Here is a 20,457-nt window from a genome sequence, read left to right as displayed (position 1 = left end):
ACAAATAAAGAAGTCGAAGCTGGAGAGAAACGAGATGTTTTTCCCAGCTTCATTACTTTTAGGGGCCACGGAACACATGAAAAAGCTGGAATCATCAGCGGGGAACTATAGGCATACACCTCACGGCAATAGAGGAATTATTCGAGCAGTTCCAGCCACGTCATCCAAATGACAAGACAGAAAAAGAAAAAGCACTACTAAGGATGCAATCTCGCCACGATTTATGTATCTTCCGCAAAAGTGAATTCATGTCATTTCAGAGTACAACAAATAATAACAGCCTTATTTTAGAAGTGCAAAAGAAATAGGTTCAAATAAAATCTCATTTTTTTTCGACAAAAAGTAGTTGAATACAACATACCAGAAAATCACCTTTGAGGTGTTTTTTTGTTGATGCCTGCTAGAAGGCAATGAGAGGTCTCAGCAGATACAAATCGGATAGAAGATAAGCAGGGTGGCAGATCAAGCGGGTCGAGCGAGACTCGGAATTCGGATGAAAAGGGAAACTCGATAAACTCGATAAACTTGAGCCTAACTTCATGCTTAATAGGGCACCTGACAAATGTGATCACAAATCCCGTGAGATCTCCACCGACGGCAACGATTGTAACACTCTTCATCCAATCGTACTCTTCTTGGGTCTAGATACGAGAGACATATCGTTTCACAATCCTCATGAGGCGGACTTACACGTCTACATTCATCCATCCATACATTCGCGAAAGTTAGGAAGAAATTCAACCAATTGACCATTTACTTTCTCGAATCGCTCAGTCTTAGATTTTTTCTTTTTTAAGTGATATCCCCTCCTGATGACGATCTAAGATAGCGTACGAACTTAATCCCCCCTTTTGATTGGCGAAATAACACAGTAGTAGGCTGATATTGACATAATGAGTAGGGGAAAAAAGTGCGATGCAAATAGTAATAAAGCCCGTCTTCACAATCAAGACGGGCTAAAATCTATACATGTTTTACTGAATCGTATAAGTAGCTACGATGACATTTTGATCCTCATAGGAATAGGGGGCTTGAAATTGTACGTAGCGATAACCGTCCGCATCAGCCTTAATGATGATACCTGTCGTACCGCTCCAAATCTGTTTATTTTGAGCATTATACACTGTGTAATTCGCAAAGCTTCCTCTTGGACTGATACGGAGCTCCTGCCCTTTCTTTAGATAAATCGCTTCTTTTGGACTTAACTGACCAGGTGTAAGGTAGTAATATTTGGTGAATTGTTGTTCTTGTTTTTGTTGCTCCATAGTTACTGTGTCTGCTTCACCTTGTACTTGAGCATTGGTAGAAGCGGAAGCATATACAGGTGCGCCAGAGAGGAGTAAAGCGAGCATCGAAATAGAGAGAAGCTGTTTTTTCATACCTAGTACACTCCTTAGTATCAATTCTGATCAAATTCTAAATACACGAACTAAAGGTAATTATACTCAAATTGAATGTATTGGTAAATATTTACATAAAAATCAGATAGATGCCTATTCATATTTCAAGTCCACAACTCCCTATCACAGTGGTTGTCATGGAAAATGACATGGATCATGAGCGCGGCAATACATGATTGCTTACTAATAAGTGAATCTCCTTGTGTCTGTTGGTGAGAGTTTTTTCATTTCGTGGGTGTAGTCAAAACAATAGAGTTAATCTATTTCTTGGAGAGAAACGTGGAAGATGGGTACAAAAAAGAAGGGCTCACATGCTCAAGGTCAGAAGTGTCTATCCTGATTAATCCGTCAGAGCCCAATTTTTTACCAGAAACCAAGATAGTATAGATGTTCGTTCACCATCAAGCTTGATCACAACGACGGAAGAGTCTTCCTTTATCTTGGTCAGAAATGGCATGAAACGATCGATACTGTTGGTCTCGATATTTTTTAAACCTAGTTCTTCTAGTGAAGCTAGTTTGGAAAAAAGAATTTGATATTCGGTGAGATCCATAATTTACGCTCGATAAGGAGTGATTGGAATGGTAATACCTTTGTCATATGTCAAAGAGAGAAGGAACATGCCTTTCCTCCAAAGGAGAATGCGGGTCGAAGTAGATGGACTAATGAGAGTTGTCACAGCTGGCAACCGCAGTGATAATATAAATGTTCGATTTGATGGAAAAAAGCATTCCGAGAACGTACATCCTTGGTGGCATACCAAGTATTTCGATAAGGGTAAACAAAATGTGTAGGCTGATAACTAGGGTGTTAGAAGGTTTACCCAATTATAACCAAAAAACAATTAACTGATCGGATTTATCAAAATAGTTAGAGAGAGAAATTAGGCTTACGACGATTTTTAAATATTGAGTATAGAAAGATGAGCAGACATCCAATAAGACTTACACAGCTTATCAAAGTATTGTATGGATGGTAGTTGTACGCTAAATCATCCATTATGTTCATACTCCATAATAGAATGGGGATCGCAAGAAAATAATGCAATTTTGTATCATCTACAAACCTGATGTAGGCAAGGGCTAGGACTGTAGAAATGGCAAAAGTCTGAATGAATCCTTGCATTTCATCGTATGAAATCGTTACCGGAATGTCACTTGCAAGAATCATTTGATAAAACCAAAGAAGCAAGAACCAGCCACTTGTCAGTATACCCACAGTTAGCTTTAAAAATATTCTCATAAATAATTTATCTCCCTACATTCAACTTGATAAGTAAGACGGAAAATAAGTGGGTTACAAAATAGGTATAATTTAACAAATCGGAACAACCCATATTATCAGACCGACGGGAAAGAAAACAAAGCTAAAAAAATAAACAATTCCTTTTTCGAATTTGTTCATTGGATTACCACCACTTAGTTTTTTAATTATTTTACAACATTTGGATTTCGTTAACAAACCACACGATTTGTTAAATGCAGGGACAGCACAATGAAAATTGTTTAGAAGAAACTTCTCGTAACCGAATCAGAGTCCTTGATCAATGATTGGCTTTCTCATATCCCGGCAGAAGATATGTATCGGTGAGTTTTCATGTGGTTGAGTTCAATGGTGGAACCGATAAGTATACGGCTGTTATTTACAAGAAGCTCAAGGATGGCGAGATCGGGGGACCTAGCACGGTTAAATTAGATTTAACTTAACAGTACTTGTGAGAAGCAGGGGATAGTTTTATGAAAAACGAACTGAGTGTAAAGGTTTTATGGAGGGGCAATAAATGAACTTTCATTTGATGACAATTACAGATGCAAAGCAAATTCTTTACAAGGGCGAGGACGTATTGGATATCGGTCTCGGAGTGAAACCAGATTTGACAGGGAAGGGGATAGGCTTTTCGTTTTTAAAGGCTGGAATCGAATTTGCCAAACAGCAATTTGAACCAAAATATCTACGTTTAAGTGTTGCTAGCTTTAATAGTAGAGCAATCAAAGTTTATACAAGAGCGAGATTTAAAGAAACGGCCTCATTCGTTAACAATGGGACCCCATTTATCGTGATGACGATGGAAATGGGGCATCTTGGATAGGCAGAGTACAGCGCATGCCATTTAACATAAGAGAAATTGTGATGAGGCTGTAGAATGATCGGTTTTAAGGTGCGAACGCGAAAGGCGTTAAGCCGCTCGGGGAAAGAACCGGGCGGCTCTTTTGTTGAAATCGTAGGTGATAGAAATACCACTGAAAAAGTTTTGTCGTATGACAGAATGTCCAAATCTAACCTCTCCACAATACTACACTCCTTCTACTAAAACATAACGTGGGAGGAGTGGACAAAAAGATGGGCTCAAAGCTCAATGATGTCAAAAAGGGTGAAAGAGGGCAGCTAAGCCGCCCATTACATTGGACAGAAATTAGCAATCATCACAGCTGCAAGCAACAATTGTTAATAAAACGAAAAGAACCAAAACTAATGCAAAATTGTCGTCAAAGAATCCCATCGATATCCCCCCTTCAAGTGTATGAGGAAGAACCTCAAACTCAAGCTATGCAAATGGAGAAGCTATGTAAGGGCGATATCACAGTAGGTGGAAAATTTGGGCATGTAACAAACTGTTACCTGTCATGACCAACAGCTCAAATACGTTAAATCAGCAGGGGGATATACGACGAAAAAAGGCTATCCCTAAGCCACATTGATGGCATTTGGGACAACCTTCTTGGAACTTAGCTACCACTACCAAGGGCATAAGCATCTGCCATGATAAATAATGCATGAGTCTCCGCAAGGTTCAATTGAATATGTTGAACCTAACTTTTTCAGGAGCTTCTTCAACATGATCCTTCACCTCCTTAATAGATGCATTTACCATGTATTACCATCTTGTCGTGGGTAAGTGATGATAAGAACATGAATTTTATTTGCAAATTGTTTATTGTGTCAAAGCTTCAAGCCGGTTCGAAGGACTTGGAAATAATTGAAGTAAATTAATTCTTCTGACTCGATATGCAGTACTTTCATTTCAAATTGTTGTGACTTCCACACAACCCCAGCCAATCATGGATTTAGCAATACAGTATGTGCTCTATGTAAAATTCGGAGATTTACGCTGCATCAAAATCGAAAAGAACATGATCGCTCCAGAGCCTATTAAGCCAATAACACTCATCAGCGTATCATAGGGGTGATACTGATGGGTGAAAACTTGAGCAGTAGAAAGTCCCCACAAAAGTGTAGGAATAGACAAGAAGATATGTATTTTTCCGTTAGGAGTGAACCTCACATAGATAAAAGCTACAACCGTAGAAACGAGATAACTGAAAGAGAAAAGGATCGTGTCCCAGGTCGAAATGGTTACTGGAATATCGCTTGAAAGAAGCGATTTACAGGCCCAAAGAATAAAGAACCAAAAAGCAAAGGCCAAACCAATCATCATTTTCAAAAGACTTTTCATACCTTTACATGGTTTACTTGGTGAAATGATATCACGAATGAAAAAAGAAAAACATCATACCGATAGTTAAACAGTCGGTGAATGATGTTTGATTACAATAAACGATGTAGAATTTACTTTAATTTCTTTTACTTTACTATTTCATTTGGTGTTAAATGCTATAGGTCGGCCATCCGCAATACCCGTCAGCTTCACATGGTACACGTTGTTCTTTTGCGCTGCTTACACCAGGAAATGAAAGCGATAGTAATAAAGCAGCAGCAATGCCAAACAGAGCAAATTTTTTCATGAATTTTCCCCCTCATAAGTTTAACTTCCCAAAAAAGTATACGTCTGGGAACAACATATATTCTGAAAACAAATCGACTTGCTGGTGAGCTACCCGTCTTCCGCTATAAAAGACGGAAAAAGACCATCCCTCTGCCATGCACATAGCTGTTGGGACGGCCTTTTTAAGTACTATCTAACATTACGCAGGACACATGCAATATTTTCCTGCTGGTATGCAATCCCGAGGGCATGGGCGGTAAGAGTTAGCGCCAATTTTTTGAAGTAATTTCTTCAACATTGTTATTCACCTCCTAAAATGGAAAAATATAACTATCAAATCAATAATAACACACATGCACTCTAGTTAACACGTAAAATACCAAAAATTCGGAAAATAAAAAATCTGGCTAATGAAATGTCAGTGTCGTAGTTATTAAACTACAATTTGAGATAACAGGGAGGGGAAATGGTTGAATGCTGACTGATATCTGATAACCTAGTCCCCATGTCTGCGACCAAATACAATATTCCCTCCAAAGATCCCGATAGAAATTGAAGGAAGAAAGTTAGTAAAGGAAACAAGCTGATGTCGATGGAGTTTCGACGTCAGCTTGTTGTTTGGACAGAATTATCCTACTTGTTTGTTCAACCAATATACCTGATCAGGTTCCTAGTTCCTGAGCTATCCACGATAACCCATCCTTCTGGAATAGGGGAGTCTAGCATTAATTGCTCACCAAATGCAGATTTTTGACTGTAGTTCCGTGCTTAGTCCCAGTTGATTTTGAAGAAGTTTTTTTCTCTTTCCAGTCATTCTGGGTAGTGCTTGCTGCGAAGGTGACCGGCTTGTCCTGTAAAAGGAGTGTCGCTCCTTGGGCGGTTGTGGCATGGCTAAACTTGGTACCGTGATAACAGAGCTAACTGCCAGAATCATCAAGGCTTTTTTAATCTGCAACAACCTTTCGTCATTTGAAACCCATCGCGAACTGACGTATAATCAGGTATTATTGATTAATCACTAAAAAGGAGGCGATCTTGCAATGACGTCGGTCAATCGTAAAACGGAAATCATTTCTGCTGCCATTGAAGTTTTTGCTGAAATCGGATATTTCCGGGCAACGACAGCGCAAGTTGCAGAGCGTGCAAAGATTTCCCAGCCGTATATTTTCAAGTTTTTTGCATCGAAGGAAGCTTTGTTACAGGCAGCCTTGGAGGCGTCTTGGGAGCGGATCATTAACTCTTTCCGTCTCGTTGTGGAGTCCGCATCCAAAGAGCAATTGGAAGCCGACTTAATCAAGGCATATGCAAAGATTTTGGCTTCCCATCAAAATGAGATCCTTCTTCAAATGCAGTCCCAGACGATTCAAGAGCCCTCGATTCGAGAGGCAATGCGCGAAGGATTTCGGGAGGTTCGTCAAATCGTCCTAACAGCTTTTCATGAAGCAGGCATCGCGAGTCCGGAAGAGAGAACGCTTATTTTCCTGGCAAGAGGAATGCTGTGTAATATTTCAGCGGCTTTGGACATGCCAGAATTGATGGAGGTGTAGCGGAGAAAAAATTACGACAATTAGTGATTGACTAATCACTAACTAAAACGTTATAGTTCAAATTAGTTAGTGATTGATCAATCACAAATCAAACAAGTGGAGATGATCCGAATGAAAAAAGCGATTGTAGTCGGGGCAACAGGCGGAACGGGAGCGGCAATTTTGGCGGAGCTCATCGAGCGGGGGATTGAAACGATTGCTTTTGGGCGTTCTCGACAAAAGCTAGAACAAATGGCGTCAGAGCTGGGGAATCCAGCTCATTTGTCACTGACCGTCGGGGATGCATTCCGCTCTCAAGACATCCTAGCAGCATCGGAGGGAGTGGATGTACTATTCCATTGTGCAAACGTCCCCTATCACGAGATGGTAAATAAGCTGATCCCACTTGGCGAAGCGATCATGGAAGCCGCCAACATGAGAGGTTTGAAGGTTGTTGCGGTAGACGGCATTTATCCATACGGGAGAAAGCAGATGGAACCAGTGACGGAAGAGCATCCAAAGCAACCGCATACGAAGAAAGGAAAAATCAGGTTGGCATTTGAACAGATGCTGTTTAGCAGCCGCTGGGATCATGCGCGAACGATGATTGTCAGATTACCGGATTATTACGGACCTACTGCTAATCAAGCATCGTATTTGGGTTCTACACTTGAGGCAATTGCGGCTGGAAAACCGGGACTTTTCATTGGGAATATGCATGTTCCTCGCGAGTTTGTTTATTTACCGGATGCGGCAAAGATGATTGTAGAGTTGGCCAGCCGAGAGTTTGCTTATGGACAAAACTGGCACATTCCAGGTGGAGGCATCATTTCCGGTCGAGACATCGTCCGAATCGCTCAAAAAGCAAGTGGCACCGTGAAACCTGTCATTCCTCTTGGGAAAATTGGTTTGTCTTTGCTGGGTATGTTCGTCCCGGTGATGAAGGAGGTTGTCGAGATGCTGTACTTAACCGAAAAACCGTTGATCCTTAGCGGAGAAAAATATAAACGGCTTATTGGACCGATCCCAGCGACGAAGTTCGAGGAGGGGATAAAGGCAACGATCCAGCATTTACAGAATCGAACTTCCATGAAATAAATGATAGCCGTTAGTTATTGATTAATCACTAATGAATAGTTTGCCGCAATTTCCTTAAATATTCCTTTACAGGAATATTCCTATTGGTGTATATTTTACCTAACAAGATGATCACAATAACGCTGAAAAGGGGATGAGATGAACGTAGAATTTATCATGTAACGAGGTGAGTGACATGTCAGGGATGAATCCGGGCATGGACATGGCGACGCTGAGTGCTTTAGCTGAACCGAATCGTTTGAAAATCGTCGAACTTTTGCGCGACGGTCCTCTAACTGTAGGGGAAATCGCCGAACAACTGGGGCTTCGCCAACCCCAAGCCTCGAAGCATTTGAAGGTGCTTAGTGACAACGGGATCGTGGATGTGCAGGCCGAAGCCAATCGCCGAATTTACAAACTCAGGCCAGAGCCCTTCCGAGCGCTGGATTCTTGGGTGAAGTCATTCCAGCGTGTTATGGAAGAAAGATTCGATAATCTGGAAGACTATTTGCGGGAACTGCAAAACAAGGAAAATACTTGAGATCCATTCAAATGAATGAGGAGGAATTGCTATGTCAAGAAACGCAATGGTTTCAAGGGTAGAGAACGATCGGGTTCTGGTGCTGGAGCGTATTTTCGACGCACCGAGAGATCTCGTGTTCAAGATGTTTAAGGAGCCTGAGCATCTCAAGCGTTGGTGGGGACCGAAAGGCTGGGAACTTCCGGTTTGTAACGTCGAATTCCGACCGGGCGGTGTATGGCACTACTGCATGAAATGTGTCGATGAGAATCAAGGGGATTTTTATGGCATGGAATCTTGGGGCAAGGCCGTTTATAAGGAAATTGTCGAGCCGGAAAAGATCATCTATACCGACTACTTTTCAGACGCAGAAGGCAATACAAATGATACCATGCCTTCGACAGAGGTCACGATGGAATTCATCGATTTGGGTGGCAAGACGAAGCTGGTTAGCCGTGGTGAATATGTGTCCGCAGAAGCCCTAAAGACTGTCATGGACATGGGCATGCTAGAGGGCATTACCCAAACGTGGGATCGTTTGGAAGAGAGTCTGAACGAGATCAAGTAAGGAACCTATAGGAAAGGCCGCCTGGCATGGAGACCCGGCGGCTTTTTCGTTGCAGATTTATTTCACCATCAGCGAGATAAAATCGTTTAACTTATCCAACGAAATAATATTTTGATTGCATGTCACACTGTCTTGGCAAATGTAGTTTCCTTTTTTTAAATACGTTCCATCCCCAGAGCCTTTGGCTTCAAGGACGAACATGCCGATTTCTTCAAATCGATTACAGAGCGCACAAACGCCTTTTTTGTTTACGTTTGTAAACTGTCCGTGAATGCCAATCAGTTTTCCTTCGTGGTAAGCAACAATAAATTTCTTTTCCGTCGCGTTGTCTAGCCAGCTCACATAAGAGATTTCTGAAAAATCGATCTGTGCTAAATTCGAGACTTTCAATTTCTTTACTTTTGGAAAGAGCTTCTTAATGGAAGTCTCTGTGAGAGCAGGGAATGGAATCACAAACGGTGAAAGCTGATGCAAAAACTGCTTTCCTTCTGCCTTTTCTTTTATCGAGTCAATCGGATGCAAAATCTCTTTTTGTTCTTTTGTCATGTTCGGGAACAACTGAAAGATTTCTTCATAGGCGATTTCTTTTCGAGCACGAATCACGTTGACATCTGTACTGGTCGCATAGGCGTTCATGATTGCTTGAACGCGTGATTTAATGAAGTGATACTGATGCGTATGGATAAAAGGTTCCATCTTTCGGTTCCTCCTGTTTCTGTGTTGTAAGGTGGGTTCTTCTTTACTTTAGTGTGTTTGCAAGCGAGGAGAAAGGGAGAAGACATTTCGCAAAAAAATTCGCCATAAAAAAGCACTGACAACCTGAATGGAAAGGTCGTCAGTGCTCTATAAACGTTTATTTGGTATACACGATTTTTTTAATCGTCTCTGTAGACAAAAAATATTCCTCCGCTAACTGAGAAATTGCCGTCCCGGCCCGAAAGCTGCTTTTAATAGCCGTATTCCGCTCATCCAGGAGTTTTCTCCCGCCAGTGCGCGTTCCCCATTTTTGATGGGTTACTTTTGTCTTCGGAATATAAATGGTTTCTCCTTGCACGTACTTTTGAATTTCTGCGAGTAACGATTCAGGAAGGATTAAATTTGCTTTCACACATTTCATTTCTGCTCGCTCCTTATTTATAGATAGGCAAATAAGGGGCAAAGCCAAGAAATAGGAAATGAGATACGCAAATGAAGGCGATGATTCGATTAAACGTAAGACCACCTCATGCAAAGTATCGCCTCACTATTTCTAGGCTTTGCATGAGCCGCTGCGGTATGTGGCAAATTGAGAGCATTCGCCATTGGTACACCCCCCTCGAGGTCCATTTTAAAAACGGTGTTCCCTTTCCTTTTCGAAAAAGGAGTATTTGTAATTATATAAGAAAACGGCCTTTTTGTATAACGATACTTACAAAAATGTAAGTGGATATGTAAGGAAAGTTGATGGTAATGATCTCTATCGACTATTAAAGTAATACTTGCTTGGCTAGCAGGAGAGAGAAAGGGGAAAGTCATCATGAAATTACGTAAATTCAGTCTGGGTGTGAGTTTGCTTGTTGCGACGGTCTTATTTACAGAATGCTCCCAGGACGCAAATGATGCCACTTGGGTACAAGTGGAGGGAACCGCCAAGAAAGTCTCGGTATGGGGATATAACAAGGATCCTAAGAATGAGATGGGTACTTTTGATGTAGAAACGGAACAGCTCGTTCATATGAAAGAACAAGACAAGAGTAAATAAAAGAAAGAAATTGGATTGCTCATTTACAACTTATTGAAAGTCAAATATAGTAAAAGTACCTAACGTGAAAAGAGGTTTTGATTGAATATGATGAAATGGATAATCGCGAAATAAAATTCGAACGAATTTTATAGGGGAAAAGGTCAAATGAAGGGCGTGCCCTTTGTTTATTTTTTATACCTTTTTTCAAAAGCGATTAGAAGGCATTATATCTCATCAAAACAAATTTAACGTTTGTGCTTGATATCTATTCTGTTCGGGATAGGTATCTTCATCACAACGATAAATTTGACCATGAGAAGAAAATTCTTCTTGTGGTCTTTTTTATTGGAAAGAAGGGATTGCTGAAAAGGAATGAATGATGACAAACAGCACAAACAACAGAATGGGAGGTTTTTATATGGGTGAATATCGATTGATTAGCGACTACAAGCATATCGAAACATACAAGGAAAGCTTTAATGACCTCGCCAAGCAGATCTTTCAGCTCGATTTTAAAGAATGGTATGACAAGGGCTTTTGGAATGACAACTATGTCTGCTATTCCTATTTGGATGGGGATCAGGTTATTGCGAACGCTTCTGCCAGTAGGATGATCGTGACATCCAATGGTAAAGACTATAAGGCACTTCAGATCGGAACGGTCATGACGCATCCTGCCTATCGCAATCAAGGATTGGCAGCGAAATTGATGAACCATATTCTTGATACATGTGAGAAGGAATACGATTTTATTTATTTGTATGCCAATGATACCGTGCTCGATTTTTATCCGAAGTTCGGATTTGAGAGAGTACAGGAAAGTAATTTTCGCTTATTGGCATCCGATTTGAAAAAGGTGGGACAAAAATCGGTCTTGCGCAAGCTAGATGTTGATAACGAGGATGATTTTAGATTCATGAAGGAATTTGCTATCAAACGAATCCCCGTTTCATCGAGACTAGGTATCAAGGATAGCGAGCATCTGTTGATGTTTTACTTTCTTCTTGTTTTTCGGGATGCGATCTATTATGTCGAAGAGGAGGATGTGATTGTCTTATTGGAACGAGAAGACGACCAACTGCATGTATTTGATCTTGTAAGTAAAAAACCAGTTGATATTGAAGCAGTTATTTCTCATCTGGTAACGGCTGAGACCACGATTATTCATTTTCACTTTATGCCGGATAGTGAGAATGAGATGATTCAATCTGCTTTGATGACAACGACGGATGATGTCTTATTTGTTCGTCCCTCGTTAAAAATGGAGACAGAACATTTTCGTTTTCCGCTTACCTCACACGCATAAAAGGTTTGAAATGACACATCAGGTGAAACAGTAAAATAGAAAAGCATGTGCGGCCGTTTTACTTTCGTAACGAACTTGGAAAAATGGAAGGAACGGTTCCAAATCGAAGTCATTCCATTTGATGCAGAGCCACGGTACAATATTGCACCGGGTCAGTTCATTCCAGCGATTATTGCTGATCGCGGCGAGCGACGTATAGGTCAGCTGAGATGTTAAAGGCTGTCATACAATACTTTTCCAGTAATTTGTAATAGTCCTTATAGAGACAAGGATCAATTAAAAGACACATGCACTATTTGCTGAATATTAAATGGCTTGAGTGATGTGTCTTTTGATTAAAGAAAGGAATTTGTCTATTATTATCGAACATTGTGGTCATAAGTGTTTATTTTAGGTGGGTGAATTGTGTGTCCTCTATATTGTTTAAAATATGCAAAAAATTTAGATGGTTATAAAAAACGCTTGATTTGTAAAGATGGAATTCCGCTCTTGCATTCAACACAATATCTAAATTACATTCACAGTAAATATCGTCGTACCTCAACGGCAGATACATATGCGGTTCAGTTACTGCCGTTCTTTCAATGGATGGATTCTGAGGGGCACGATTTACTAGGTATATCGAGAATCCAATTGCAGAAATATCTTAACTACTTACAGACACGTAATTTATCCGACACAACAGTTAGGCAGTATATGGGAAGTGTATTACGTTTTATTGTGTGGTGAATGGAACCCTCTGATCAAGCACAACTAATAAAGACAAAGAAAAGATCATCATTTGCTAAAAGAGAGACTCGGGGATTACTAGCTGGAATCGTAAGGAATGATGTGGAAAAAATATATGACCAGCTACCTAAATCAAGAAAGAAACTACCGAATATTTTGTCTTTAGAAGATCTTGATCGCATAAGGAATTGGATAATGGTTACATTTATGGACGATCCAGCTTTGCAGTGTTTGTACCGTTGCATTATAGAACTTCTTTGGGATGGAGCACTTAGGCGAGGAGAACTAATAGCGTTAAGGTGGGAGTGTCTACAAGGTAACAATCTCTTGATCGAAAACGTTCCAGATCAATTTGATCAAATATGGCTAAAGAGGCTTGGTGTGGCATTAAAAACCGGTGAGCGACTAATTCCTATTGCAGCTAATACTGCTCAATGGGTTCATCGTTGGAGAACTGAGTTTAGACCTACACAAGCGCATAAACAAGGCCATGGCTTTTTACTCACAAATCTACATCCTGACCGAATTGGTAATCCTTTCTCGATCAACTCTCTAAAATGGTTGTTTAATCGCTTAAATCACCATGAATATGGAGTTGGTCTATCTAACCAAGTTATTCATCCCCATGTGTTCCGACATACGTTCGCAACCATGGCCCTAAATGAGGGGGTTCCAATTACATCAATCCAATTTTACTTAGGACATAGATCAGTAAGTACTACACAGATTTACGCTCAGCTTTCAGATTCTAAACTCCGAAATGACCTTCAAGAATGGCGAAGTAAAAATTCCTATAGGTACAGAGGGTTGTAATATGAATCATGTAAACGAATTTGGAACAAGACTAGAGATTAAAGGGTCACTCTGGATTATTACTTTTAAGAACGGTGCAGGATACCAAGCGAGATCATTGGAGTGGTCCTTTATTTCAAATAAATGGATGGTGTATTGGCAGCAAATCTGCAAATCCCTGTTTGACAAAAACAAAATATCATTGTGCAAGAAAGTACATGGTTCTGCCGTTCAATTTTATGGTTGGATCTCAAATTATGAATTTGAATCGTTTGATCAATTTTCAGCTGAGCATTTTTCTTTATTCGATGAGTGGCTATCGACTCGACCCAAGCTAAATCAGAAACATACCCCAATTCCAGGAACTAAGTTGTCAGAGGAATATCGACGAACTATTTTCAATGGCTTAATAAAGGATTTGAGGAATCAATTATTCTAGGTAAACATGAAGTCACCAACATTGGACTAGAAAACATACGAGAAGCAAGGGCTGGGCGTTTTAGAGACACGAAACGATTACAGTATGTAGCTAAGGCACGTAAGGTGTTTAGTCGACAAGAAATAGACCAAATTTATAGTGTGATGGTGGAACAAATTCATGAAGCTCAAAAAATTATGAAACAACCAATTCGAGGGATTCCAGGTGTTGAAATTGTTAATTACGGTAATGGAAGACAATGTGTTATTAAACGCAAAGTAGATCTACTTTGCGTAATTGCTATTTGGCTCGCAGCGGAGCACCGGATACGTCCAGAAGAGTGTAGGCTCATAACCGGGGCTGATCCACGGGCTACTGAATGAGCGAACTGCATTTCTTCCGATGTGGGTGTATATACTTCATGGAGCTCTTTTGAAGTAGGGTTTTTTTTAAATCGCGGGTAGGCAGTACGTTCAATAGATGCCATGTGTTCCTCTCCTCATAAGATCTATCTGATTTTCATATTCCTTTACACGTCGATAAAAGGTATTGGATTTTAGGTTAAGGCGCTTCATACATTCGGTGGCTGTGATTGATCCGGACTTCCATTCCCCATACAACTGAATGAACTCTGCATTAATCTCGTGCTTACGTCGTCCGAATTTCACTCCGTTATTTTTGGCAACTTCTATTCCTTCCGCCTGCCGTTGCTTATTTTTTTTTCGTTCCTGTTCAGCTACGTAGGAAAGAAGGCTTAAAAATTGATCCTCCATTAACTTTCTGTGATTTTCTTTCATTCTCTAATGATACCATCATAATCCCGTCCTAATCGGGCGATAAGCCGTCATATGACAGTAAAAACGCATCATGGTGACATAATGGCATCTTGGCAGTATGACAATTACTTTGCAATCATAATCCCGTCCTAATCGATGGTGACATAATGGCATCTTGGCAGTATGACAATTACTTTGCAATACTCGGGGAGACAAATCGCTTCGCAACGAATGTCAAACAATAACCCTGGGGAGGAAAAAAATGAACAAGAAATTATTAACGAGGCTGGCACTTACTACAATATGTAGTATAAGTTTGGCCGGTTGTTCCACAGAAGAAATCCCATCAACACCATCCAGTTCGGGCAATACGCCTGCATCTAAACTTGAAACTGCCATGAAGGACAACCAGACTCCATTACAGTGGCTGGAGAAGAATGCAAGCAAATTAACAACAACAGAGCCTCGTGCTTCTTTGGAAGATTTACAACCACTTAAAGAGATGATAGGATCTGCTTCTATTGTTGGTTTAGGCGAAGCTTCTCATGGCATGCATGAAATATTCACGATGAAACACCGTATCGTACAGTATATGGTTACGGAATTGGGGTTTACAAGCCTTGTCTTAGAGGAGAACTGGGGGAAAGGATTGATGCTTGATCAATATGTTCTTACAGGTAAAGGGCATCCAGACAAAATTCTTAGCCCCGTGTTTAACAATAAAGAAATGACGCAAATGTTGGAATGGATTCGTGACTACAATGCCAATCCCAAACATCCCAACAAAGTACGTGTAATCGGGATGGATCAAAAAAAATTAGATGAACATGTGTTTAACAAAATTTCGGACTATATCCAACAATATCATCCGGATTTGATTTCTCAATTAAATGACAAAATGAAAGAGCTTATTTCCGCAACAAAAGATGAAGAAAGTTTTGAGAAACTGCCGAAAGATGAGAAAGAAAAGCATCTTTCCAATGCCCGGTCTATTATTGAGCTGCTAGAAAAAAATAAAGCTAATGCCGGCAAGCAAAAAGAAGCTTACGCATGGGCATTGCATAGCGCCCGTATTATCGAGCAATTTATTCATATGCTTTCAGCTGAACAACAGCCGGAGTTCTTCTTAAGACATGATATTGCAATGTATGAAAATGCGAAGTGGACACAAGAACAATGGGGGAAAACCATTGTATGGGGTCATAACGGACATATATCCAAAACCAATACTCTTCCATTCGTATATCCGGAGATGTCAGGACAACATTTGGCTAAACATTACGGCGACAAATACGTATCCATCGGGACTTCAATCCATTCAGGTTCATATAACGTTGTTAATGAAAGCGGCAAATTCGGTCCTTACGGAACGGTTAGAATCGATGACCCCAATAGCATTAACTATACCGTCGGACAAGTCAAACATGATCAATTTTTTGTAGACTTGCGCAAAGCAAGCGGTTCGGTGAAAACTTGGTTAGATGAAACCCGTCCTCTATTTGCCGGAATAACAAAATTGGGACCTGAAGTACCTTTGTTTGTAGACGCTGCATTCGGCAAGACATTTGACATCTTTTTCTATATCAAAAAGGTCACTCCATCACAAATGAATGAATAATACGATTCCTTAATCAAAAGGAGAAACGAAATGAACAAAATTTCTATGCTCACTGTATCGACAATGATTACCGCGACTCTATTACTGCCATTACAAGGAACTGGTTTTGCAAAGCAGGCGGATCCCCTCGTTACTACTTACAGTCAAGATTCGCAGACCAAAGCCAAGCAACTTATCGATGAAGCTGCTAACCATCAAAATATACCGGGCATAATTGTAGCTTCCTCAAACAAAGGATCAAAATGGGCATATGCTTCCGGTGAAGCAAGCATTTACGGTACTGACCCGGTTAAGACGAACTTTACTTTCCGGATCGGTAGTCTAACAAAGACGTTTACTGCAATGGTCGTTCTTCAGCTTGTTGATGAACAAAAACTGAACCTGGATGACACGATAGAAAAATGGCTGCCTGATGTTGTTAAGGGTACTGAATATGAAGGGGATCATATCACGATTCGGCAACTATTAAACCAAACAAGCGGTATTCCTGACTATTCAGAACACAAGGATATTCTCGATAAATTACTCCCAAACCCGTTACATTCCTTTACTGCTGACGAATTAGTTCGTACTGGACTGAACATGAAGGCAACCTCTAAGCCTGGAGAGAAATGGGTGTATTCCAATACGAATACGGTACTGGCAGGGATGATTATTAAGAAGGCTACTGGAGAAACATACGGGGAACATATTAGGAAACGTTTCATAGCTCCCCTTAAGCTAACGAGCACTTATGTACCCGACGACTACTCGTTTATTCCAGGTGAACATGCACGAGGATACTTCGTACTCGACGGTCAATTCATAGACAGAACCGAAATGAATCCCTCTTGGGCAGATGCTGCGGGATCTATGATCTCCACAGCGGATGATATGAATACATTCTTCAGTGCTATACTTAGTGGCAAGCTATTAAAACCAGCTACTTTAGATCAGATGTTAACTGGGGTTGAAACTCCAGTAGGTGAATACGGCTTGGGGATCGTTGGAACAAAGCTGACGAATGGTATTACGATTTGGGGGCATGGCGGCAACTTTCCAGGATTCGCAACGTTCGCAGGTGGAACTCGCGGCGGGGATTATGTACAAACCCTTAATATCAATGCGATGCCTTCTGAAATTAATACGTTGCCTCTTTCCAAAAGCATTGCCGAGCAACTCATTGGCTCTTCATCACATTAAGAACACCAGCAAGCTGGCACCGGAAATTTCCTATTCCGGTGCCAGCTTGCTGCCATCTCGGCCCCGACCGTTTCCTCTGCCCGCGACGGAATGTCCGAGATAAACAGTCTCAAACTATCTTATAAACAGTCTCAATTTACGTTATAACTCACACCGGCGCGAACGCATGGGACATTTTCCTGATCGGATTACCGATGGATACGGGTGCAATCTTGGGCCAGCCCAAACATCCAAACATATGCGAAGTTTAGTTACACCCCATATGCTCTCATTTGTAAACCGCCGACATGTAACTGCCCAGAAGATCGATGCAGCCATACGTGACATTCTGAATCAATACAATACACTAAGCCTGCCTAAACTATGGGGAGACGGGAAGACAGCTGCTGTAGACGGAACGAAGTTCGATTTGTACGAAGAAAATTTGTTATCTGAATATCATATTCGTTATGGTGGGTATGGCGGAATTGCTTATCATCATATTTCAGATACCTACATTGCTTTATTTAGTCACTTCATTCCCTGCGGAGTATGGGAAGCTGTCTACATAATAGATGGCCTACTAAAGAACAAATCAGACATCCAACCTGATACGTTGCACGCTGATACCCAAGGACAATCTACTCCTGTTTTCGCATTAGCGTACCTGTTAGGGATCAACCTAATGCCTAGAATTCGAAATTGGAAGGATCTCATATTTTTCAGGCCAAGTGAAGACACCGTATACGAACACATAGATCCACTATTCAGTGATACTGTGGATTGGGATTTACTTGAAACCCATTGGAAAGATCTCTTACAGGTAGTTCTGTCAATCAAGGAGGGTAAAATTCTACCGTCAACCTTACTTCGGAAACTTAGTAACGAGAGTAAGAAAAATCGACTCTATCAAGCATTTAGGGAATTAGGACGCGTTGTTCGGACCGTTTTCCTCCTGAAATACATTTCAGATATTACGTTACGTGAGCAAATAACGGCCAGTACAAATAAAGTGGAAGCATACAATGGATTTTCCAAGTGGCTCTTTTTTGGGGGAGATGGCGTGATCGCTGAGAATGATCCAGAAGAACAGGAAAAACGCATCAAGTACAACGATCTTGTAGCGAATGCAGTCATTTTTCAGAATGTTATAGATATCACCCTGATTTTACGGGACTTGATTAAAGAAGGGCAGACACTATTTAGGAATGATGTTGAAGCTCTGAGTCCTTATTTAACCAAGCATGTCAAACGATTTGGGGACTATATACTTGATTTAGAAAACATTCCGCAGCCACTTGAAGGAGCAATGTCAGTACCTATTTAATTGATGGGGCCATAGCATGATATTTTTTACCATGCTATGGCCCGTTTTTACACGTATCTCGGCTGTACCCCTAATATACATGTGTTCTTTCGAATGAATAGACGTTGATATGCCAAAAATCTAATGAAATACACATAAAGAGCACATATACTCCCACCTATAACAAGTGGGGGTTAGTGCCGTCGTGGGCTGCTGACATTATAATACGAATGGGCAGGATAACGGATGAATTTGCGGGCAATTGATATAGGTTTAATAGCAGGGTAAATTAAGTGAAGTTCAAATACTTTTAACGATACTGGCGGAACCGAGGAGTAGTTGTATGGCATTATAAACGAAAAAAGCAGACATAGGCCTTCATAACAAAATGAATCATCCAACATTTGCGATAATGAAAGCGCAAGATCTTGAAACGCAAATTCCCCTATACTAAAAATGCAAATTTGAATGGCAATTAGTTGTGACGAAGAATGGGGGAACGAGCATGAGTAACAAGGTGGAAGGATTGTTAACCAACACAGATTTTCGGAGGCTCTGGATTGGGCAAACTGCATCACAGTTTGGGACTCAGGTTGCATTATTAGGAATGCCATTAGTGGCAGCTCTCTATTTAGGGGCCAGTCCCATGCAAATGGGGTTGCTTGGTTTTGCCGAGTATGCGCCATTTATCATTTTCGGTTTGCTCGCTGGTGTATGGATAGACAGATTTCCCCGGCGACCAATTCTTGTCGCCGCTAACTTTTTCAGGGGTGCATTACTGCTCATTGTGCCGATGACAGCCTTAACTGGATTCCTGAATATGACAGTTCTATATTTGGTAGCCTTCATAGTGGGTATTTGTACTGTCTTTTTTGATGTTGCCTATACATCCTTTTTGCCTTCCATTGTGAGCAAGGAGCAGCTTGTTGATGGGAATAGCAAACTAGAGACAAGTAAATCTACCGCACAAATTGCTGGGCCGGGTTTATCAGGTGGACTGGAACAGTTAATCACCGCTCCTTTTGCAATATTGTTCACGTCGGTATCCTTTTTTGTATCCGCTGTGTACATAGCCAGAATTCGCAAGTTGGAGACAGTCGTGACAGATGCGAAAAAACAAAAAAACATGTGGCTGGAAATTAAAGAAGGGCTGCATACGGTTTACACAAAACCGTTGCTGTGGGGAGTGGTGCGCTGCTCAACAGTCTTTAACCTCTCCTGGAATGTTATTTTTAGTGTTTATGTTCTATATGCATCGCAAGAACTCAAAATCAGTGCGAGCATTCTTGGCATCATTTATGGAACGCTAGGTGTAGGGTACCTATTTGGCTCTCTGCTTTCCCAAAGGGCTGTACGTCGTTTTGGAGTAGGTCCAACAATTGTGGGTTCCGCTACGATCGCAGCAAGTGGCGGTTTGCTTGCTCCATTAGCAGTAGGATCAGAATTAAGTATTGCGTTCATTATGATGCTCGGACAGCTTCTTTTCGGAATGGGTGTCTCAATGTTTAGCATTAGTACCGTCAGTTTGCGTCAAGTAATTGTACCCGATGCCCTGCAAGGTCGCGTGAATGCTACATTTCGATTTATCTCGTGGGGTTCTTTACCGCTTGGTTCGTTAATTGGAGGGATGATAGGGGGGGCAATGGGTTTACGGTTCGCTTTATTTGCGGGTGGCATTGGATTGTTAGCTTCGGCTTGTACATTATTGTTCACCCCATTTTTACAACTACGTGTGAAATCATTTCATGAATTAACATTGGAAAAAGATGTGTCTATAAAGAGCTAAGAAGTGGCTTAAGAAGTAGTAAACTAC

General features: G+C 40.9%; 20 protein-coding genes and 1 pseudogene. 16 read left to right on the top strand and 5 right to left on the bottom strand.

All coding sequences use genetic code 11. The features are described from left to right. Positions 1-974: 974 nt before the first annotated feature. Positions 975-1,379, bottom strand: coding sequence for a hypothetical protein (locus tag ACKKE8_RS17750; RefSeq protein WP_409174235.1), 405 nt, complete (start codon positions 1,377-1,379; stop codon positions 975-977). Positions 1,380-3,180: 1,801 nt separating this feature from the next. Between ACKKE8_RS17750 and ACKKE8_RS17745 the strand changes: the two genes are divergently transcribed. After that, complete coding sequence (locus tag ACKKE8_RS17745; RefSeq protein WP_409174234.1) at positions 3,181-3,489, top strand: GNAT family N-acetyltransferase; 309 nt, start codon at positions 3,181-3,183, stop codon at positions 3,487-3,489. Between the two features lie 324 nt (positions 3,490-3,813). Here ACKKE8_RS17745 and ACKKE8_RS17740 read toward each other — a convergent pair whose 3' ends face one another. Continuing rightward, entirely contained in the window at positions 3,814-3,900 is an 87-nt protein-coding gene (locus ACKKE8_RS17740) for a YjcZ family sporulation protein (protein ID WP_083261501.1), read from the bottom strand. Between the two features lie 835 nt (positions 3,901-4,735). Between ACKKE8_RS17740 and ACKKE8_RS17735 the strand changes: the two genes are divergently transcribed. Continuing rightward, positions 4,736-4,924: a hypothetical protein gene (locus ACKKE8_RS17735; protein ID WP_409174233.1), complete on the top strand. Its 189-nt coding sequence runs from the start codon at positions 4,736-4,738 to the stop codon at positions 4,922-4,924. An 81-nt stretch (positions 4,925-5,005) separates the two neighbouring features. Here the strand turns inward: ACKKE8_RS17735 and ACKKE8_RS17730 are convergent, their stop codons facing one another. Further along, on the bottom strand, positions 5,006-5,143 hold the full coding sequence (locus ACKKE8_RS17730) for a hypothetical protein (RefSeq protein WP_409174232.1): 138 nt from the start codon (positions 5,141-5,143) through the stop codon (positions 5,006-5,008). Between the two features lie 1,021 nt (positions 5,144-6,164). Here ACKKE8_RS17730 and ACKKE8_RS17725 point away from each other — a divergent pair. From ACKKE8_RS17725 to ACKKE8_RS17710, 4 genes are all read left to right on the top strand, one after another. Continuing rightward, complete coding sequence (locus ACKKE8_RS17725) at positions 6,165-6,671, top strand: TetR/AcrR family transcriptional regulator (protein ID WP_409174231.1); 507 nt, start codon at positions 6,165-6,167, stop codon at positions 6,669-6,671. Between the two features lie 111 nt (positions 6,672-6,782). Further along, positions 6,783-7,748: an SDR family NAD(P)-dependent oxidoreductase gene (locus ACKKE8_RS17720; protein ID WP_409174230.1), complete on the top strand. Its 966-nt coding sequence runs from the start codon at positions 6,783-6,785 to the stop codon at positions 7,746-7,748. 175 nt (positions 7,749-7,923) lie between these two features. After that, positions 7,924-8,268: an ArsR/SmtB family transcription factor gene (locus tag ACKKE8_RS17715; protein WP_409174229.1), complete on the top strand. Its 345-nt coding sequence runs from the start codon at positions 7,924-7,926 to the stop codon at positions 8,266-8,268. Positions 8,269-8,299: 31 nt separating this feature from the next. Continuing rightward, positions 8,300-8,815 carry an SRPBCC domain-containing protein gene (locus ACKKE8_RS17710; RefSeq protein ID WP_409174228.1) on the top strand — a complete coding sequence of 172 codons (516 nt, stop codon included), beginning with the start codon at positions 8,300-8,302 and terminating at the stop codon, positions 8,813-8,815. A 57-nt stretch (positions 8,816-8,872) separates the two neighbouring features. Here ACKKE8_RS17710 and ACKKE8_RS17705 read toward each other — a convergent pair whose 3' ends face one another. After that, positions 8,873-9,511: a FusB/FusC family EF-G-binding protein gene (locus ACKKE8_RS17705; protein WP_409174227.1), complete on the bottom strand. Its 639-nt coding sequence runs from the start codon at positions 9,509-9,511 to the stop codon at positions 8,873-8,875. A gap of 157 nt (positions 9,512-9,668) precedes the next feature. Next, the gene (locus ACKKE8_RS17700) at positions 9,669-9,932 is read right to left on the bottom strand and encodes a CD3324 family protein (RefSeq protein ID WP_007718970.1); all 264 of its coding nucleotides are present in this window, start codon (positions 9,930-9,932) and stop codon (positions 9,669-9,671) included. A gap of 399 nt (positions 9,933-10,331) precedes the next feature. Here ACKKE8_RS17700 and ACKKE8_RS17695 point away from each other — a divergent pair, with 399 nt between their 5' ends. The 10 genes and pseudogenes from ACKKE8_RS17695 to ACKKE8_RS17650 all read left to right on the top strand — a co-directional run bounded on the left by ACKKE8_RS17695 (position 10,332) and on the right by ACKKE8_RS17650 (position 20,430). Beyond that, positions 10,332-10,556, top strand: a complete 225-nt coding sequence (locus tag ACKKE8_RS17695) for a hypothetical protein (protein WP_409174226.1) — start codon at positions 10,332-10,334, stop codon at positions 10,554-10,556. Positions 10,557-10,956: 400 nt separating this feature from the next. Then, entirely contained in the window at positions 10,957-11,844 is an 888-nt protein-coding gene (locus ACKKE8_RS17690; RefSeq protein WP_409174225.1) for a GNAT family N-acetyltransferase, read from the top strand. Positions 11,845-11,889: 45 nt separating this feature from the next. Next, on the top strand, positions 11,890-12,060 hold the full coding sequence (locus tag ACKKE8_RS17685; protein ID WP_409174224.1) for an SOS response-associated peptidase family protein: 171 nt from the start codon (positions 11,890-11,892) through the stop codon (positions 12,058-12,060). Positions 12,061-12,249: 189 nt separating this feature from the next. Beyond that, entirely contained in the window at positions 12,250-12,573 is a 324-nt protein-coding gene (locus ACKKE8_RS17680; protein ID WP_409174223.1) for a site-specific integrase, read from the top strand. Then, the gene (locus tag ACKKE8_RS17675) at positions 12,574-13,386 is read left to right on the top strand and encodes a tyrosine-type recombinase/integrase (RefSeq protein ID WP_409174222.1); all 813 of its coding nucleotides are present in this window, start codon (positions 12,574-12,576) and stop codon (positions 13,384-13,386) included. A gap of 1 nt (position 13,387) precedes the next feature. Then, complete coding sequence (locus ACKKE8_RS17670) at positions 13,388-13,804, top strand: hypothetical protein (RefSeq protein WP_409174221.1); 417 nt, start codon at positions 13,388-13,390, stop codon at positions 13,802-13,804. 1,017 nt (positions 13,805-14,821) lie between these two features. Beyond that, positions 14,822-16,177: an erythromycin esterase family protein gene (locus ACKKE8_RS17665; RefSeq protein ID WP_409174220.1), complete on the top strand. Its 1,356-nt coding sequence runs from the start codon at positions 14,822-14,824 to the stop codon at positions 16,175-16,177. Between the two features lie 30 nt (positions 16,178-16,207). Next, positions 16,208-17,359, top strand: coding sequence for a serine hydrolase domain-containing protein (locus ACKKE8_RS17660; protein WP_409174219.1), 1,152 nt, complete (start codon positions 16,208-16,210; stop codon positions 17,357-17,359). A gap of 199 nt (positions 17,360-17,558) precedes the next feature. Then, positions 17,559-18,665: pseudogene (locus ACKKE8_RS17655) on the top strand (transposase); the annotation flags it as partial. Between the two features lie 484 nt (positions 18,666-19,149). After that, a complete protein-coding gene (locus tag ACKKE8_RS17650; RefSeq protein WP_409174218.1) occupies positions 19,150-20,430 on the top strand; it encodes an MFS transporter in 1,281 nt (426 codons plus the stop codon). Positions 20,431-20,457: the final 27 nt, after the last annotated feature.

Origin of the sequence: Brevibacillus fortis (assembly GCF_046196545.1) — a bacterium.
GTDB classification, from domain to species: Bacteria; Bacillota; Bacilli; order Brevibacillales; family Brevibacillaceae; genus Brevibacillus; species Brevibacillus fortis_A.
Note: the sequence above shows the minus strand (reverse complement) of the source record. Positions and strands in the feature narration are given on the sequence as shown.

What these genes read in the sequence shown, in the direction of transcription:
- ACKKE8_RS17745 (WP_409174234.1), top strand. Translation starts at nt 3,181, where the DNA reads ATGAACTTTCATTTGATGACAATTACAGATGCAAAGCAAATTCTTTAC.
- ACKKE8_RS17750 (WP_409174235.1), bottom strand. Translation starts at nt 1,379, where the DNA reads ATGAAAAAACAGCTTCTCTCTATTTCGATGCTCGCTTTACTCCTCTCT.
- ACKKE8_RS17720 (WP_409174230.1), top strand. Translation starts at nt 6,783, where the DNA reads ATGAAAAAAGCGATTGTAGTCGGGGCAACAGGCGGAACGGGAGCGGCA.
- ACKKE8_RS17700 (WP_007718970.1), bottom strand. Translation starts at nt 9,932, where the DNA reads ATGAAATGTGTGAAAGCAAATTTAATCCTTCCTGAATCGTTACTCGCA.
- ACKKE8_RS17685 (WP_409174224.1), top strand. Translation starts at nt 11,890, where the DNA reads ATGTGCGGCCGTTTTACTTTCGTAACGAACTTGGAAAAATGGAAGGAA.
- ACKKE8_RS17725 (WP_409174231.1), top strand. Translation starts at nt 6,165, where the DNA reads ATGACGTCGGTCAATCGTAAAACGGAAATCATTTCTGCTGCCATTGAA.
- ACKKE8_RS17705 (WP_409174227.1), bottom strand. Translation starts at nt 9,511, where the DNA reads ATGGAACCTTTTATCCATACGCATCAGTATCACTTCATTAAATCACGC.
- ACKKE8_RS17715 (WP_409174229.1), top strand. Translation starts at nt 7,924, where the DNA reads ATGTCAGGGATGAATCCGGGCATGGACATGGCGACGCTGAGTGCTTTA.
- ACKKE8_RS17690 (WP_409174225.1), top strand. Translation starts at nt 10,957, where the DNA reads ATGGGTGAATATCGATTGATTAGCGACTACAAGCATATCGAAACATAC.
- ACKKE8_RS17740 (WP_083261501.1), bottom strand. Translation starts at nt 3,900, where the DNA reads ATGGGATTCTTTGACGACAATTTTGCATTAGTTTTGGTTCTTTTCGTT.
- ACKKE8_RS17675 (WP_409174222.1), top strand. Translation starts at nt 12,574, where the DNA reads ATGGAACCCTCTGATCAAGCACAACTAATAAAGACAAAGAAAAGATCA.
- ACKKE8_RS17710 (WP_409174228.1), top strand. Translation starts at nt 8,300, where the DNA reads ATGTCAAGAAACGCAATGGTTTCAAGGGTAGAGAACGATCGGGTTCTG.
- ACKKE8_RS17650 (WP_409174218.1), top strand. Translation starts at nt 19,150, where the DNA reads ATGAGTAACAAGGTGGAAGGATTGTTAACCAACACAGATTTTCGGAGG.
- ACKKE8_RS17670 (WP_409174221.1), top strand. Translation starts at nt 13,388, where the DNA reads ATGAATCATGTAAACGAATTTGGAACAAGACTAGAGATTAAAGGGTCA.
- ACKKE8_RS17695 (WP_409174226.1), top strand. Translation starts at nt 10,332, where the DNA reads ATGAAATTACGTAAATTCAGTCTGGGTGTGAGTTTGCTTGTTGCGACG.
- ACKKE8_RS17660 (WP_409174219.1), top strand. Translation starts at nt 16,208, where the DNA reads ATGAACAAAATTTCTATGCTCACTGTATCGACAATGATTACCGCGACT.
- ACKKE8_RS17730 (WP_409174232.1), bottom strand. Translation starts at nt 5,143, where the DNA reads ATGAAAAAATTTGCTCTGTTTGGCATTGCTGCTGCTTTATTACTATCG.
- ACKKE8_RS17665 (WP_409174220.1), top strand. Translation starts at nt 14,822, where the DNA reads ATGAACAAGAAATTATTAACGAGGCTGGCACTTACTACAATATGTAGT.